General features: G+C 32.4%; 18 protein-coding genes. All 18 read right to left on the bottom strand.

Features of this window, described 5'->3' with window-relative positions; translation table 11 throughout:
* Window positions 1–280: 280 nt before the first annotated feature.
* The gene (locus B5D16_RS06655) at window positions 281–1,321 is read right to left on the bottom strand and encodes a DUF4003 family protein (protein WP_078766207.1); all 1,041 of its coding nucleotides are present in this window, start codon (window positions 1,319–1,321) and stop codon (window positions 281–283) included.
* 90 nt (window positions 1,322–1,411) lie between these two features.
* Window positions 1,412–1,918, bottom strand: a complete 507-nt coding sequence (locus tag B5D16_RS12555) for a hypothetical protein (protein WP_078766206.1) — start codon at window positions 1,916–1,918, stop codon at window positions 1,412–1,414.
* A 64-nt stretch (window positions 1,919–1,982) separates the two neighbouring features.
* A complete protein-coding gene (locus B5D16_RS06645) occupies window positions 1,983–3,098 on the bottom strand; it encodes an Ldh family oxidoreductase (protein WP_078766205.1) in 1,116 nt (371 codons plus the stop codon).
* An 85-nt stretch (window positions 3,099–3,183) separates the two neighbouring features.
* Window positions 3,184–3,813 carry an HAD family hydrolase gene (locus B5D16_RS06640; RefSeq protein ID WP_078766204.1) on the bottom strand — a complete coding sequence of 210 codons (630 nt, stop codon included), beginning with the start codon at window positions 3,811–3,813 and terminating at the stop codon, window positions 3,184–3,186.
* Between the two features lie 121 nt (window positions 3,814–3,934).
* Window positions 3,935–4,366: a DUF1893 domain-containing protein gene (locus tag B5D16_RS06635; protein WP_159444319.1), complete on the bottom strand. Its 432-nt coding sequence runs from the start codon at window positions 4,364–4,366 to the stop codon at window positions 3,935–3,937.
* On the bottom strand, window positions 4,359–4,952 hold the full coding sequence (locus tag B5D16_RS06630) for an ECF transporter S component (RefSeq protein WP_078766202.1): 594 nt from the start codon (window positions 4,950–4,952) through the stop codon (window positions 4,359–4,361). Before B5D16_RS06630 ends, B5D16_RS06635 begins: the two co-directional genes overlap by 8 nt.
* Before the next feature lie 15 nt (window positions 4,953–4,967).
* Entirely contained in the window at window positions 4,968–6,038 is a 1,071-nt protein-coding gene (locus tag B5D16_RS06625) for an aldo/keto reductase (protein ID WP_341465200.1), read from the bottom strand.
* 160 nt (window positions 6,039–6,198) lie between these two features.
* A complete protein-coding gene (locus tag B5D16_RS06620) occupies window positions 6,199–7,164 on the bottom strand; it encodes an HPP family protein (RefSeq protein WP_078766200.1) in 966 nt (321 codons plus the stop codon).
* Between the two features lie 159 nt (window positions 7,165–7,323).
* Window positions 7,324–8,259 carry a translation elongation factor Ts gene (gene tsf, locus B5D16_RS06615; protein ID WP_078766199.1) on the bottom strand — a complete coding sequence of 312 codons (936 nt, stop codon included), beginning with the start codon at window positions 8,257–8,259 and terminating at the stop codon, window positions 7,324–7,326.
* Window positions 8,260–8,306: 47 nt separating this feature from the next.
* Complete coding sequence (rpsB, locus tag B5D16_RS06610) at window positions 8,307–9,056, bottom strand: 30S ribosomal protein S2 (protein WP_078766197.1); 750 nt, start codon at window positions 9,054–9,056, stop codon at window positions 8,307–8,309.
* A 236-nt stretch (window positions 9,057–9,292) separates the two neighbouring features.
* Window positions 9,293–11,377 (bottom strand): type I DNA topoisomerase, encoded by a 2,085-nt coding sequence (topA, locus tag B5D16_RS06605; protein ID WP_078766196.1) that lies wholly within the window; start codon window positions 11,375–11,377, stop codon window positions 9,293–9,295.
* Between the two features lie 155 nt (window positions 11,378–11,532).
* Window positions 11,533–12,711 carry a DNA-processing protein DprA gene (locus B5D16_RS06600; protein ID WP_078766195.1) on the bottom strand — a complete coding sequence of 393 codons (1,179 nt, stop codon included), beginning with the start codon at window positions 12,709–12,711 and terminating at the stop codon, window positions 11,533–11,535.
* Window positions 12,704–14,254, bottom strand: a complete 1,551-nt coding sequence (locus B5D16_RS06595; RefSeq protein ID WP_078766193.1) for a YifB family Mg chelatase-like AAA ATPase — start codon at window positions 14,252–14,254, stop codon at window positions 12,704–12,706. Before B5D16_RS06595 ends, B5D16_RS06600 begins: the two co-directional genes overlap by 8 nt.
* Before the next feature lie 100 nt (window positions 14,255–14,354).
* The gene (locus B5D16_RS06590; RefSeq protein WP_159444318.1) at window positions 14,355–14,810 is read right to left on the bottom strand and encodes a VanZ family protein; all 456 of its coding nucleotides are present in this window, start codon (window positions 14,808–14,810) and stop codon (window positions 14,355–14,357) included.
* Window positions 14,811–14,961: 151 nt separating this feature from the next.
* A complete protein-coding gene (locus B5D16_RS06585; protein WP_078766189.1) occupies window positions 14,962–15,330 on the bottom strand; it encodes a hypothetical protein in 369 nt (122 codons plus the stop codon).
* Between the two features lie 151 nt (window positions 15,331–15,481).
* Window positions 15,482–16,711 carry a peptidase U32 family protein gene (locus B5D16_RS06580; protein WP_078766188.1) on the bottom strand — a complete coding sequence of 410 codons (1,230 nt, stop codon included), beginning with the start codon at window positions 16,709–16,711 and terminating at the stop codon, window positions 15,482–15,484.
* An 81-nt stretch (window positions 16,712–16,792) separates the two neighbouring features.
* A complete protein-coding gene (locus tag B5D16_RS06575; protein ID WP_078766187.1) occupies window positions 16,793–17,434 on the bottom strand; it encodes an O-methyltransferase in 642 nt (213 codons plus the stop codon).
* 45 nt (window positions 17,435–17,479) lie between these two features.
* The gene (locus B5D16_RS06570; protein ID WP_078766185.1) at window positions 17,480–17,935 is read right to left on the bottom strand and encodes an MltG/YceG/YrrL family protein; all 456 of its coding nucleotides are present in this window, start codon (window positions 17,933–17,935) and stop codon (window positions 17,480–17,482) included.
* Window positions 17,936–17,943 lie beyond the last annotated feature (8 nt).

Below are 17,943 nucleotides of genomic sequence, written 5' to 3'. Positions count from 1 at the left end.
GCTTTCCTTTTTTACTTTTTTGACCAATAGGAAAGCATTTGGTAACCTATACTTACAAATACATGCTTAAACTTGCTTTCCTTTTTACATTTTTGGCTAATAGGAAAGCATTTGATTACTCCTACTCACAAAAGCAAGCTCACTCCCCCCACATAATAGAGAATTTCCTTATAATAGTGGAGTTTTCCTTATACATAATAAAAAGAGACTGTTTACAGCCTCTTTTTATCATTTATATTTCTACATTTCTCACAATATCTTCATCACTTTTATGAAACTGCTATTTCAATGCAGATTCACTATCACCTGTCATCATAAGTAATAGAGCCATCTCCTCTGCCATTCTAATTGAAAGATTATAATCAATCAAATCTGTACTTTCATCTTCATATTCATCATCAATGTCTCCATCAACATTATCATTAAGAGCACTATCCATAAGTCCTTCTATGTTCTCCAAATGAAGGGAAACCGCAACCATGCAAGCATACATATGGCGCTCTGATCTACCAACACCAAGCATACCAAATGCCTTATCCTTCTTTAAAAATAGATTAACTTCATAGATATCACTTGCTATAGTTTCAATATCAACATCAAGATTTGTAATAACTCCAAGAGTAACAAACTCATAAGTAGTTGTAAACTTTACACCCTTATCCTTAAGTGCATCATAAATATCTATAACCTTTTTACACTTAGTATCAATATCATCATTATTAAGATATAAAACATGTGCAAGTGCAAGTGTCGCATTACGATTATACTTAAATCTCTCTTTAAGAATCTTATACATCTTCTCAATATCTGCAAGCATCTCATCTTCATTTCTATCAGTCATTGCAAGAAGTGCAGCAAATGTACAATCTTCCTGAGAAGTATAGAATGGATGCGTTTTTTTCATTTTTGCATAAATTGCTTTGGTTGATGAAACCATAGCATTTACTTCTTTTCTTTCAACATATTCATACATAATCATAGATGCAAGAATCTGATAAATATTTCCCATCCACTTATGTCCACTTAATGCATTATAATTCTTTTGAACGACATATAAAAAGTCTTTAGAATCACCTGTTAAAGACATCTTCGTAATAATAGGCATTCTTAAACTTCCTCTAAAACTTGAAAAAACACCTGTATTCTCTCTAACAATTTCTAATGACTTTCTCATTTTTTTAGGATCAGCTTCCCTATTTCTAAGTCCAATTAGTGCAGCACAAAGAATACTTAATGTCTCTGCTTCCTTTGGAAATTCTGCCTTTATCTTATCTTTATTTTCAATAAATAAATCTACTCGTTTTTGTAATTCTTCTTTCATAATATGCCTTTCAATATAGTTTATATTTGACCCCAGGTGTTTATCTCAAAATATCTCAATTTTTTTAGCAAACACACTTATATTATTGTATTACTGTCGATTAAAATAATCAAGACCTCTATCCGGATTAAAATAAGTTCTTAAATATCCATCCGTAGAAACCACAACAAATTCATTGGTGCTTTCTACATAATAAATATCATCTCCATCCTCTTCTTCTGTTTTATGAAGAGCTGACTTATTATTAACAACATCACTTGCTGCTTTTTCATAAGCCTTTGCATCAGCAAATCCCATGTCTTTTCCATGTTTTTCAAAATGCTGATTTAATAAATTCTTATTTCTAAACTTATATTCCACATAATCAACTGTCTCTGTCTCTGATTCAAATTCTATAGTTGTTGCTAACGTGGTATCTTTATTTGTCTCTTTATTTTTTTCATTATCATTAGTCTCAGTTACCAAACTAAGTTCTTTTTTATTCCGCTTTTCTTCCTTCGGTTGATTAGAAATAGTTTTAAAAATCAAAACAATAGCAATAACTGCATAAATGATAATATAAGGTAAATACTTTTTAAAATAATCTTTAGCCGACATAATTATAATCCTTATCTAATTATATTAATACTCAATTATATTAATATTCATTCTAATATTTTTTCTATTCAAAATCGAATTTATAATCTAAATTCTTTTCATTTCTAACTTCAATAATATCTTTCTGAACGCTTTCACTTACTGGAACCCCTTTATCCTTTCTATAAAGCCAAACTTCATGTTCCTTTTCACCTGCAGTAAAAATACGTTCCTCTCCTGGTGCCTTTTTAGATGCACGAAGATCTCTACAAATATCACCAGCAATCTTCTTAAATGTTTCAAGACCCATAAAAGCTTCTGGATCAACTACGAAGAAGAAATGTCCAAGATTATACATTCTAGGCTTCTTATTTTCATCAACACCTGTTAAAGCCTTCATAAACTTACCACCACTTAAAGCTGCTGAAAGGATTTCAACAACTGTAGCATATCCATATCCTTTATATCCAGCAAGTTCTTCACCAACACCACCTAAAGGTGCAAGTGCTGCTGTACCTGCAACTAAATCCTTAAGTATTTGCTCACTATCTGTAAGAGTCTCACCTGTTTCAGAAATAACCATTCCTGCTGGTGTATCCTTACCATTTCTCGCATAATATTCAATCTTACCACGCTGAACTATTGAAGTCGCGCAATCTAAACAGAATGGGAATTCCTCATCAGTTGGGAGTGAAAATGTAAGTGGATTAGTTCCTAGCATATTTTCAACGCCAAAAGTTGGAGCAATTGAAGGTCTTGCATTAGTACCTGTAATACCAACTAGTCCTGCATCAGCAGCCATACCACTCCAATAACCTGCGATACCATAATGAGTTGAATTTCTAATAGCGCCACCCGCCATACCATACTTCTTAGCTTTTTCAATAAGCATAGTCATCATCTTATGACTAGCAACCATACCCATACCATCATGAGCATCCATAACTACAGTCGTTGGAGTCTCTTTTAAAATTTCAATATTAGTAACAGGTAAAAGTGTACCATTCTTAATTCTATCAATATAGATTGGTTTAAATCTATTACAGCCATGGCTTTCGATACCACGCTTATCTGACTCAATCAAAACGTCCGCACAAATTTCAGCATCTTCCTTAGGAACTCCATATGCAGCAAATGCATCCGCAATAAAATTCTTCATCTTTTCAAATTCTACAAAAGGTCTTGTTTCATTAAATTCCATATCCGCTCTCACTTTCCATATCAGTTAGTATCAATTTACAACTAACTCTTATTATAAAAATTTTATTATATACCTCTTCTATTAATTATAACAACTCACTTATCCCATCTATCTGATATTCAGCATTTGGTACCTGGCCAAATCCATACTTACAAAATACAAATTTAATTCCAGCTAGTAATGTTGCTTCAAAATCACCAATAGTATCACCAACATATAAAGTGTGTTTTTCTAAGAGATGATTATTCATCATAAGTTGTTTAATTGTAATACCCTTAGGTGCATTAGTATCTCCAAAACATAAGTAATCATTAAAAAGATGACCTAGTTTTGATTTTTTCAAAAATAATTCTATATAACCTTTCTGGCAATTACTTACTATGTATAAATCATGTTCTTCCTTTAACTTAGTTAAAGTGTATCTAACCTGATCAAATAAAATATCTTCTACACTTTCATCACTTAAGCCATCTAAAAACTCTTCTTCATACTTATAACATAGTTCTATTAATTTATTTCTATCTTCTTCATCTTCTATCTCTGGAAATACATTCTTAGCAATAACATCCATAGGCTTACCAAATTCTTTTTTAAGTCTTTCAGGTGTCAACTTTGTAGTCACCGTACCTATCTCATCTACAGCCCTCTGCCACGCATCAGCTACAACTTTAGTAGTATCCCAAAGGGTTCCATCAATATCAAAAATTAAATTCATATAATAATCCTTCCTGTATAAATCTTTTTTTCAAATTAATAATATAAAATTAATATATATAATTTATATTATAAAATCTATATACTAAATACTATTTCTATTTTTTCGCTTTTCATTTCAACTATTTATTATTTTTCATTTCAATTATTTTTTTCTTTAATTTTTCATATGCTTCCTCTGGATTCTTCACATCTAAAACTGTTTCCTCCATCGGACACATACCTGTTTTCAATCTATTAATTATCTCATCTGTAAAAACAGAATAGTCATATTCAACTCCATAATTATCTAAAGTATCCATACCACGTTTTGATAAAACTTCAGCATAAACATACTTTATATTCAAACGTGCATAAAGTAAAGCCGCTGCCTTACCAACTATTTTATCATATGCACAAGCACCTTCTAAATTAAGATTTTTCTCATTCAATTCAATCAAGGGCGATATACCCTTGTGATTAGATTTGATAACTTTCTCATCACATCTAATCACAAGAGTTGTATCTCCATTATTAAGTTCATCGAGTAATTCTTTTTCAAATAATTTATTCATGTTTTCTACCATTAATTACATATAATATTATTGGAATAGCAACTAATTGTATAACTATACCCACCACTCCAGCACTAATGCTCTTTGTAATAATTATAGGCTTAATTGCCTTGTTACCAAGAACATGAAATGAGAATAGGATAGCAATAGCTCTTAGTGCTCTACCAGATACCTGAACTAAAAATACTTTAATTGTATTTCCAACAAGACTCTTAACTGCTCCTACTTCTTCTGTATTAATAATATTCTTAATAATTCCTGCAGCAAATCCATATCCAAATAACTCAATCATCATAAATGGAAGCATAGACTTTGCTGGCATTCCTGTTAATGCAAAACTTACCAAAGGTGCAATTAAACCCGTAAGACTACCAGTATAAGCCCCTATTAATAGTCCAACAAAAATAACTGGCAAATGCATTGGTAAATACTTTTCACCAATTGCTGTATCTGCACCAATAGCTGCACCAATAAGATGAAAAATTTGTGGTAAAGCTACTGCAGCAACGATTGCAATAAATGCAGCTATAGTTTTAGTCTGCATTGATAGTTTATCTTTTACATTATCTCTTACTTTAATACTCATAATGTACCTCCATTATTATTCAAACGCTTGCGCTACCTTCTTTAACAATTCAATGATTTCCAAATGCTGAGGACATACCCCCTCACATTGTCCACATCCTATACATTCCGACGCTTTTCCAACTCCGTCATGTAAAATATTATTATAATACATATTCTGATTCCAACTAGAAAAATTATTCTTTGCATTAAGCAATGAAAAATAATCTGGAATAGGTATATTCATTGGACATCCTTCAGTACAATATCTACAACCTGTACATGGAATCAAATCAAGATTTTTAAAAATGGCACACACCTTTGCAACAGCAAGCATTTCTCTTTCATCTAAAGGTTTAAAATCAGCCATAAAACTCATATTATCATTCATTTGCTCCATATTACTCATACCTGATAATACAACTGAAACCTTAGGAAATGATGCTGTATATCTAATTGCATAACTAGCATTACTATAACCATCACCTAAATCTCTAAATATTTTATCAGCATCATCTGGAAGATTCACTAAAGTGCCACCCTTTACAGGTTCCATAATAAGGACTGGCTTATTGTATTTTTCACATACTTCATAAATATTTTTACTGTCTACCGCACTATCTAAATAATCCACATAATTAAACTGAATTTGAACAACTTCAATCTCTGGATAATCAGTAAGAATCTGTTCAAGCATTGATGCATTATCATGGAAAGAAATTCCAACGTGCTTAATCTTTCCTTCTTTCTTTAATTCAAAAGCAGTTTCATAAGCATTACATGCTTTAAATTTTGGATAGTTATTATGATCCTGCGCATGCATAAGGTAAAAATCAAAATAATCAACTCCACATAACTCAAGTTGTTTATCAAAGAAAGGTCTTATATCTTCTTCTTTATCAAAATAAGGTGAAGTAAGTTTATTTGTAAGCAAAAACTTATCCCTATCATATCTTTTTGACAAGCAATCTCTAATTGCAGTCTCACTTTTCCCTTCAATATAGCCATGTGCTGTATCAAAATAATTAAAACCTGTCTCTATGAACTTATCAATCATCTTAATAAATTCATCATAGTCAACCTCACTCCCCTTCATAGGTAGCCTCATACACCCAAAAGCAAAATTTCCATTTACTTCTGGAAAAAATTTGTTTTTTTGCATAAATCTTTCTCCTTTGTTTAAATCCCCATATTTCTATATATACAAACGTAAACTCATACTATATATTTTACTAATTATCACCAAATATGTCTACCAAAAAACGCTATTAACCAGCTTTTAATTCATGCTCTGTTTCATATTTTCCTCTATCTTGACGCTTCATAAATAAGTTTCTAGACATAACCATTATAACAACACTACCCACAAATATCTGAATAGGATATGTAAATAAAATCTCTTTTTTAATTATCATCGAAAGCATCGTGATTGCACCAACAGGTGGCATATACATTTCTGTTTTATTAAGAATAATAAGCATAATACTAGTTGCAATCACCGCAGCAATCGTTAATGGAAGTAATAATTTAATGACAACTATATATCTAGTAATAACTCCTACAAATGCGCAAATCGTGATAACAAATACTACTTTTACTGGCTTATTTCTTGTTTTATTCCTCGGTCTGGAAAACTCCGTAAACGCAACTAATAATGGAGGCGCAATTATAAATCTAAATCCACTCATAAAAGCCACACTCGCCATAAGAGTAACACATAAAATTCTAATTGCTGCATCTAACTTATCTTCCTCTAAATTAAGCTTTACTGGTATATAATCTTCATCCTCACGTATTCCCAAAAATATAAATATATTATGAAATATTATTATCAATAAAGTTAATGCAAAAGCAGAAATCGGGTATATTATGCTTTCTGTTTGCATCATAACTGGCAGAACAATTGCTGATACAAAAGGAGCAAATGTTGTACCTGAATACATAAATAAAACCTGAGCAAATGAATACGCTACAACAACCTCTACTAAAATAGGTGCATTCAAATATCTTACAATTCCAACTCCTAAAATAGCACAAACTGTTATAAGGGCTAACATTCTTTTTCCATTTACTTTCCAACTTCTTTTCTTCGCTACCATATATCCAACAGCTAATGCTGTTATTTCAGGAAATATTATTTCTTTTTCATTTAATACCTCCGAAAACAATGTCATCAGCATCACCAACAAAACTGTACATAAATATGGAATCATCATTTTTATTTTATTATGCATCTTATTCTCCATCTTCAAACAAAAACCACGTACCTATTGGTACGTGGTTTTATATATATCTACTTTTGATTTACAATCACACAAGGTAAATTCTCTTACAGAGAATTTCTGACTCCGCTCAAAGCCGCGGAGGGCTCTTTTGATTTGCAATCAAAAGCATTACTGCATCTGTTTTGCAACTTCTGCAGCGAAATCTTCTTCTTTCTTTTCAAGACCTTCGCCTGTTTCAAAACGAACGAATTCTTTGATCTTGATGTTAGCACCATTAGCCTTAGCTACTTCATCAATATAAGCAGCAACTGTCTGCTTACCATCAGCAGCCTGGAAATATGCCTGATCATAAAGAACTACTTCTTTAAGCTCTTTCTTGATACGACCCATAATCATACCTTCGATAACCTTTTCAGGCTTCTGTGATTCCTTAGGATCATTCTGAATCTGAGCAAGAAGAATTTCTTTTTCATGATTAATGTAATCCTGATCAACATCTTCATCTGTGATGAATTTTGGATTTAAAGCTGTAACCTGCATAGCAACATTGTAAAGTGCTGTCTTAATGTCATCATTTACAACATCTGTCTGTGCATATACGAGAGTACCAATCTTACCACCCATATGGATGTATGATGCAACGATACCATCATTAGCTTCAATCTTAGCAAATCTTCTGATGTTCATGTTTTCACCGATAACAGCGATCTGTGAAACTAATTCATCTTTAACTGTCTTTGATGCATCAAGTTTCCACTGTTCAGCGAGTAACTCTTCAACATCTTTTGCATTTGAATCTATAATCTGGTCAGCAACCTGAGCAACGAATGTCTTGAACTTTTCGTTCTTAGCAACGAAGTCTGTTTCTGAGTTAACTTCAACAACAACAGCCTTCTTATCATCCTTTACTACTGCAAAACTTGTACCTTCTGCAGCGATTCTGCCTGATTTCTTAACAGCTGTAGCTTCACCTTTTTTTCTGAGAACTTCTACAGCTTCATCCATATTACCATCTGTTTCTACTAAAGCGTTCTTACAAGCCATAACACCAGCACCTGTAAGAGTTCTAAGCTCTTTTACCATTGCAGCTGTAATATCTGCCATCTTCTTATCCTCCTATATTATGAAATTATATATTATCAAAAATTATATTATGCTTCTGTATCTTCTGTTACTTCTTCTGCAACTTCTTCTGCTGCTTCAAAGTCTTCACCTTCAGCACCCTGATTGCTTTCAATAACAGCATCAGCCATCTTAGCTACGATAAGCTTAACTGCTCTGATAGCATCATCGTTACCTGGAATAACATAATCAAGTTCTTCTGGATCACAGTTTGTATCAGCGATACCGATAAGAGGAATTCCAAGTGTATGTGCTTCCTGGATACAAATCTTTTCTTTCTTAGGATCTACTACAAAGATAGCATCTGGAATAGTCTTCATGTTCTTGATACCACCAAGGTTCTTTTCAAGCTTATCCCATTCTTTCTTAAGTTCAATAACTTCCTTCTTAGGAAGAACATCGAATGTTCCATCTTCTGACATAGCTTCGATTTCTTTAAGTCTAGCAATTCTTGACTTGATTGTCTTAAAGTTTGTAAGCATACCACCAAGCCATCTTTCGTTTACATAGTACATACCGCATCTTTCAGCTTCACTCTTGATAGCTTCCTGAGCCTGTTTCTTTGTACCTACGAAAAGAATCTTACCACCATCAGCAACAATGTCTGCTACTGCCTGGTATGCTGTATCTACCATACCTACTGACTTCTGTAAGTCGATGATGTAGATACCATTTCTTTCTGTGTAAATGTATGGAGCCATCTTAGGGTTCCATCTTTTTGTCTGATGTCCAAAGTGAACACCTGCTTCTAAGAGCTGTTTCATTGATATAACGCTCATTTCTCTACCTCCATTTGGTTTTATTCTTCCGTGTGCACTTCCATAGAATACCACCTTAATTATAAAGGCACCGGCTCTACTAGCCACACGTGCATATTCAGCCTTTCAAGTTTAGCATAAATAAAAAAAGATTTCAACAACTATTTTCAGAATCATCTTAAATTCATTTAACAATCATTTAAAATGTTCTTAAGTTATTAAAATCTTTTTATAGTTTATATATTTCAAAAAAATATTTACTTTGTTTCTTCCTTTGGTTTATCGCAAACATAGCCACACTCTGTATCACCACATGTAAGCTTATTACCACGTTCCACCATAAAGCCACCACACTTAGGACATTTTTCCTTTGATACTTTCTGCCATGACATAAAATCACACTCTGGGATGTTTTCACATCCATAGTATCTTCTGCCCTTCTTTGTCTTTCTAATTACGATTTCGCCACCGCACTTAGGACAAGCAACTCCAATCTTTTCAAAATATTGTTTTGTATTTCTACATTCAGGGAATCCTGGACATGCAAGGAACTTACCATGTGGACCATACTTAATTACCATATTTCTTCCACATTCCTCACATATAACATCTGTAACCTCATCTGCAATTTCAACTTTTTCAAGTTCCTTTTCAGCATTCTTAACTGCTGCTTCAAGATCTGGATAAAAGTTACTTACAACAGTCTTCCATTCAACCTTTCCTTCTTCAACCATATCAAGCAATGATTCAAGATTAGCAGTAAACTTGCTATCAACAATAACCTCAAAGGCTTCCTTCATAATATTATTAACAGCTTCACCTAAATCTGTTACATATAAATTTTTATTTTCCTTTGTAACATAATGTCTAGCTAAAATAGTTGTGATTGTTGGAGCATATGTACTTGGTCTTCCAATGCCTTCTTCTTCAAGTGCCTTTACAAGTGCTGCTTCTGTAAAGTGAGCAGGTGCCTGTGTAAAATGCTGATTCTGATTAAGCTTAACAAGACTCAATTCACTTTCCTTAGTAAGTTTTGAAATAACATTATCAGACTTTTCCTTTTCCTCATCACTTGCTGTATATACCTTTGTAAAACCATCAAATAAAACTTTTGAATCTGATGCATTGAAAATATATTCATCAGCTGAGATTTTAACTGACTTAATCTCTGATATAGAATTTTCCATCTGGCTTGCAACAAATCTTTTCCAGATAAGCTGATATAATCTAAATAAATCTCTTGATAACTCATCCTTAATAAGTTCAGGCATAAGTGTAATATCTGTTGGTCTTATTGCTTCATGAGCATCCTGAATCTTTTTACCTGATTTATTTGTACTCTCTGTTGTTGCTATATATTCTTTACCATATTTTTCTTCTATAAATTCTTTAGCTGCTTCCTGAGCGGTTTCAGCAATTCGAATAGAGTCAGTACGTAAGTACGTAATTAAACCTACTGTACCTCTTCCCTTAATATCAACACCTTCATAAAGCTGCTGAGCAAGTCTCATGGTCTTCTGTGTTGAGAAGTTGAGAGTCTTAGATGCTTCCTGCTGAAGTGTACTAGTAATGAAAGGAACTGGTGCCTTCTTAGTACGCTTTCCAACCTGAACATCTGAAACTTTATAATCTGCTTTTTCAATAACAGAAATAATATTAGCAAGTTCTTCCTTATTTGTTATTCTAAGTTTTTCCTTACCCTTGTAATTAAGTTTACATAAAAATGGTTTCTTTTCACCTTCAAGTTTAAGTTCTGCTTCAATATCAAAATATTCTTCTGGAATAAATGCATCAATTTCTGCTTCTCTATCACAAATCATCTTAAGTGCTACAGACTGAACTCTACCTGCACTAAGACCTCTCTTAACTTTCTGCCATAAAACTGGACTTATCATGTAACCAACCATTCTGTCAAGAACACGTCTAGCCTGCTGTGCATCAACAAGTCCCATATCTATCTGTCTAGGATTCTTTAATGATTCCTTAACTGCATTTTTTGTTATTTCATTAAATGAAATTCTATATAGCTTCTTTTCGTCCTGTCCAAGAGCTGTTTTTAAATGCCATGATATAGCTTCTCCCTCACGGTCAGGGTCAGTTGCAAGAAAAATCTTATCTGCTTTCTTTGCATTCTTCTTAAGTTCATTAAGTTTCTCACCCTTACCTCTTATTGTAATATACTTAGGTTCGAAGTTGTTCTCTATATCAATGCCCATTGTACTCTTAGGCAAATCCCTTATATGTCCATTAGAAGCCAACACTTCATAATTGCTTCCCAAAAACTTTTTAATTGTCTTAACCTTAGCAGGCGACTCAACTATAACTAAATATTTTTTAGCCATTATAATCCTTATCTCCTTCTTGGTCTTTCATAAAACCATCCCTTTTTTTGCTCCCCTTCTGAAAGCAAATCAAGGCAACTATACACCCTATTCGAATCTTTTGCAAGTAAATTTTTATTTTTTTAATAAAATTTTTGATTTTAGTTTTTTAAAAATCATCCTCTTACATAATATCCAGAAGTCACTTCTACAATGTATCCACTCATCTCTAAATCCAGCAAATGTGACCTAATAATATCAATACTTACATTAGCTTTTCTTGATATATTTTCAATACTTTCAGGTGTCATAGAAAGTAAACTGTATATCTTATATTTTTCATCTCCCAATTCATTCTTTAATGCTTTTTTACTAACTCTTCTCCTTATTTCTTTTCCAGTAATATCAAAAACAATTTCTCGACCATCAAAAATAACTGCTGCTCCATCTCTAATTAATTCATTACAGCCTACACTTAATTCATCACTAACTCGTCCTGGAAGTGCATATATGTCCTTCCCCTCTTGTATAGCATACGAAACTGTTATTAATGATCCACTTTTCTTTCTAGCCTCTATAACAGCCACACAATCTGATAAGCCGCTTATTATTCTGTTTCTATGCGGGAAATGCCAAGGTAACCCTAAACACCCTGGGGGATATTCTGATATAATTCCACCTCTTTGTTTTATGGCCTCATATATTTCTAAATTATCTTTCGGATAACATACATCTGCGCCACTTCCCAAAACTGCATATACATTTGCTCCACCACGATATGCACCATACATACCATATGTATCAATTCCTCTAGCCATGCCACTTATAACCTCTACATTTCCACGTGCCAAATTTTCGCCAACTGTCAATGCATATTTTTTACCATACTCACTACAATTTCTTGCACCAATTATGCTACAGGTCTTTCCAGCTGGTAATTTACCAATATAAAAAAGCGTATATACAGGAGTTGTTAAATCATATAATTTAATAGGAAAGTTTTCATCACCCATATACGTAAATTTCATTCTCTCCCTATCCATAATTTTCACCATATCTTCTAGCTTTTTCTTCCCATATTCTTTGTCTAAAATTCTATTTACATCTTCCATTGTAAACTCAACTTTATGACCTTTTATTACATACTTAGTATCATTTTGATTATTACTATTAAATACAACATCATTTATATTTTCTTCCACCTTATTGTAATCTCTATAAAAAGCCATAATATCTTTTTTACTTGCTTTATATATTTCTTCAGCACTTCCAAATCTTTTTATTAAAATTTCTATTTTTTTAGACCACATATTATCTATGCCACTAAGCCATAACCAATACATTTTATCATTCATTGATATTCCCCCTTAATCCAACTGCCTCTGCTATTGATGTTTTATCTATAAACTCTTTTCCTTCTATGTCACTTATGGTTCTAGCAACCTTTATTATCTTATAATAACTTCTTGCACTAAGTTTTTTCTTCTCAAAAACCTGTCCTAAAAATTTCGCTGCCTCACTATCCATTTTTGCATATTTTTTTACTTGTTCATTATTCATCTGCGAATTAAATTTTATGCTTTCATTTTTGAATCTTTCAAGTTGAATTTTTCTTACTCTTTCAACTCTTTGTCTAATAATTTTAGATGTATCTCTTTTTACATCATTCTGCAAACCATTCTTATCATAATCATCACTCATTAATTCCTCTAACTTAACACTTTCAACATTTACACATATATCAATTCGATCATACATCGGCCCACTAAGTTTTGATTTATATTTCTCTATTTGATAAATGCTACAATTGCATTTGTTCCTATCAGGATAATATCCACAAGGACATGGATTCATAGAAGCAACTAACATAAACCTAGCTGGATATGTATAATTTCCATTAACTCTAGATATGGTAATTTGCCCATCTTCCATGGGTTGCCTTAATGTTTCTAATTGTTTTCTTGGAAATTCAGGAAATTCATCAAGATATAAAATACCACCATGTGCAAGAGATATATCTCCAGGTTTTGGATTCTTTCCGCCACCCATAAGTGCTGTAATTGTTGTTGTATAATGCGGACTTAAAAATGGTCTTTTTGTAATCACTTCATTATTACCAAGTCTTCCTCCCATGCTATGAATTCCTGTAATTTCTAATGCCTCATCAACACTAAGTTTTGGCATAATGGATGGTATACATTTTGCCATCAAAGACTTACCACATCCCGGTGGACCAACAAGCATAATATTATGCATTCCACTTACAGCAATTTCAATTGCTCTTTTAGCTATACCTTGTCCATAAACATTTGAAAAATCATATACTTCCTCTTTGTCTTCATCCTCATCAATAATTTTAGAAATATCTACGGTTTCTTCATATTTTAAAGTACTATCAAAAGCCACCACTAACTCTTCTAGGTTTTTAAATGAAATAATATTTATTCCAGAAACCATAGTTGCTTCTTTTACATTTGCTAAAGGTACAACTGCCTCCTTAAATCCTTTATTCCTTGCTGCCATAACCATGTTTAAAACACCGTTAACTTTCTTAACTTCACCGTCTAATCCAAGTTCACCGATAAAGATTTTGTTCTTAACTTTCTCTTCATCAATAAGTCCCAATGAAATCATGATTCCAACAGCAATTCCTAAATCAAATCCCGAGCCTTCCTTTCTGATATCAGCAGGGGATAAACTAATTGTAGTTCTCCCTGAAGGCAAAAAAATGCCTGAGTTCCTTAAAGCTGATTTAACTCGCTCCTTGGCCTCACGCACTTCAGACGAAAGAAGGCCAACCATCTCACATGATGGCAGACCTTCACCAATATCTACTTCAATGTTAATTATTTCTGCGCTTATACCCTGTAGTACCGCGCAATAAGTTTTACTTACCACATATCCTCCATTTCTGTTAGACGTGGTATAAAAAATCAATGCTAAGAATATTTAAACACTTTGCGTTAGTAATGTCAAGTAATATTCTTAGCATTTTCAATTATTCATTTATCACGAACATTTTTCTTACTTTATTGTATACATTAATATTTTTTCTCTTAATAATATAAATAACTCCAATCATCAGAATATATCCTAAATAATTTAAAATCAAATCATCAACATCTACTTCATGCGATGGATACAAAGTTAACGCATTAATAATATACTGCATTCCTTCTACAATAATCGAAACAAATAGTCCAAGAGATAAAACAAATATTATATTTTTCTCTTCAATTATCCAAACTATAATAATTGCCACCGGCATTAATAATATTATATTTCCAAATATTTGTATTATTCCAGCAAATGTGATTGGCGTCAAATTACTTTTTATTGTTTGAAACGGGATTGTTTGAATACCATATATAACTTTTCTACCTAAATGTTTTATAAAATCATGTCTACTGACTGCATTAAGTAAAACTATTGGCATAACAACAACTTTTACCATTAATAAACAATATATTTCAATTAAAAAATAAAAAAGTCTCCTATACTTCGTCTTTTTCTTTTTACATATTATCACTGTCATACCAAATAAAAACATTAAAATTATCACAAAAAGAAAAAGATGTAAATCTAAAATATACATATCTCAAACCTTAATCCCAAGAAAATGTAACCTTTCCTTCCCATCGAATACCTGTAAAGTTTCTTAACCAAACTTTTCTTCTTCTACTTGATTTAAATGTAACTGTTCCTGGTTCAGTCGAAGATGTCCATTTGTAGTCTCCATCCCATCCAAAAAAAACCTTATTAGCCCATATAACTGCCATATCTTCACCTGGTGTTCCAATTTCAGGAAATACATCTACTGTACATTTGCTTTTAGGATCAATCCATTTTTTTGAAAAAACTCCACCTTTCATGCTATATGTAGAACTATAGCTTCCTGCTTTTGCAGAAACTGTCATACTTACTAAACACACTAATACAGTCGATAAAATAATAATTCTTTTAAAATGTTTCATTTTCGTCCTCCTAATCCGTAAATAAATTATTATGTATACAACCTGTACATTGTATCTAATTATATAAAAAAATCAAGCAAATTTTTACACTTTTTAAATTTTTTAAAGCGTTGTCTAACATACTATATACCACTATAAGACTGTATAATCATTATTTCTCAGATTTCATTCTAATAAGATTGCCAATTTCTGCCTGACCATCTAGATAAACTTTAAGTTTTTGTTTTGGATGTGGTGCAGATTCAACTTCATTACCTTCTTCATCCATCATCTTAGAAACCTTAATCTTAATGTCTCTTCCATCAGGCTTCATTACTTCTATTTCATCGCCCACACTAAACTTATTTCTCTGTTCAAAATGACACATACCGTCTTCATCAACATCTCCAATAATTCCAAGATAAGTATAACTATGTTCATAATCATTTTTATCATAAACCTGTGAATTTTCATCAGGCTTACCAAAGAAAAAACCTGTTGTATACTGACGATAAATACCCTGACTCATAAGTTCAACATACTTAGGAATATTTTCTTTATACTTAAGCGGATCTTCAAAAAAATCATCTATTGCCATTCTATATGTTCTTGCAACTGTTGCAACATATAAAGCAGTCTTCATACGTCCTTCAATCTTTAAACTATCAACACCACTCATTATTAGTTCAGGAATATGTTCAATCATACATAAATCCTTTGAATTGAAGATATATGTTCCTCTTTCATTTTCATATATAGGCATATATTCTCCTGGTCGTTTTTCCTCAACAACTGCATACTGCCATCTACATGGATGAGTACATGCTCCCTTATTTGAATCACGACCTGTCATAAAACTACTAAGCAAACATCTTCCCGAATATGAAATACACATAGCCCCATGAACAAATGTCTCAATCTCCATATCTTCTGGAATATTATCTCTAATTTCTTTTATTTCTTTAAGCGATAATTCTCTTGCTGTAACTACTCTTTTAGCACCTAAATTCCACCAGAAATTAAATGTACCATAGTTTGTATTATTAGCCTGTGTACTAATATGAATTTCTGTATCCGGAAGAACTTCCTTAGCTATTGTAAATATAGCTGGATCAGCAATAATAAGTGCATCCATTCCAACTTCTTTTAATTCTTCAAAGTACTTTCTAACACCTGCAAGATCTGCATTATGAGCTAAGATATTTGCTGTAACAAATACTCTGACATTATGAGCATGTGCATATTTTACACCTTCTATCATATCTTCATGTGAAAAGTTCTTTGCTTTTGCACGAAGTCCATAAACCTCGCCACCTATATAAACAGCATCCGCGCCAAAATTCACCGCTGTTTTCAAAACTTCCAAACTACTTGCCGGACATAGCAATTCAGGTTTCTTCATATCATCTCTCCATTCTTAATTCTCTACGTTCACTTAGGAACTTACATATTTAATGATTTAGATGGTTATTTAGCCATCTAATTACAATTTCACACTAAGTGTTATACCATCACCAATTTGAACGATGCTTGTTTCTAATTCGTTGCTGGATTTTACTGCTTCTAGGTATTCACGCATGCGTGTATGAATTGTACGGTTTCTTCTTATTATACCGTAACGTGATTCAAATAAATCTCCATCCTGAAGAACGTTATCGGTTAGAAGGATTGCTCCTTTTTCCATAAGTCTAATTAAATGTGGAAGATAATTTATGTATTGTGCCTTAGCAGCATCCATAAATATAAAATCATATTCACCATCTAACTTACTTATGATTTCAAGGGCATCCCCTTCTAGAAGCGTAATCACATCTTCTTTCCCCGCCTTTTTAAAGTTCTCTCTAGCCTGAACAATACGTTTATCATAATTTTCAATTGTAGTTATTTTACCATCACTACTTATACATTCACTCATTAAAATGGCTGAGTAGCCTATTGCACTACCCAGCTCTAAAATATTCTTCGGCTCTTTTAACTTAAATAAAACCCTTATAAAACTTTCCATTTCCTTTCTGATTATAGGAACTCTATCTTCTTCAGCCTTTTTCCTAAGCTCAGTTAAAAATGGATTATCATTTTTATCGAGTGAATTAATATATGTTGTGATTCTTTCATCACTAATCATATCAATTCATCCTTTATCTGTATTAAAGACCAACTAAACTATAAACTACTTTTCATCCTTATCTTTTTTTGTAGTTTTTTCTTCTTTAGTTTCTTTTTCAGTTTCTTTATCCTTCTCTGTACTAGTTTCATCTTCCTGTGGTTCAGTAGATAACACTCTGATAATCTCCTCACCACTCATTGAAGTATTAAGATCAAATGTACCTGGAATTACTTTTTTATACTCAAATGCTATAGATTGTAAATAGAATATAAAATCATCCTCTATTAGTCCATAATCCTCAAGAATTGTACCAAGCTTTTTTACACTTGTTCCGTTCTTAATTGTAACTTTAATATCTGTACCTGGTTTTGATTCCATACCTTTTGAAGAAAATACTTTCTGTCCATAAGTATATGCATATGAACATCCGTAAAACAACACAAGACCAAGCACAATATATACTGCAACCTTAAATACTGTCTTAGCAAATCCAGTTGATGTCTTTCTAAGTAAACTCATAATCGCCT

This window comes from Eubacterium uniforme (assembly GCF_900167115.1).
Classification (GTDB): domain Bacteria; phylum Bacillota; class Clostridia; order Lachnospirales; family Lachnospiraceae; genus Eubacterium_S; species Eubacterium_S uniforme.
Note: the sequence above shows the minus strand (reverse complement) of the source record. Positions and strands in the feature narration are given on the sequence as shown.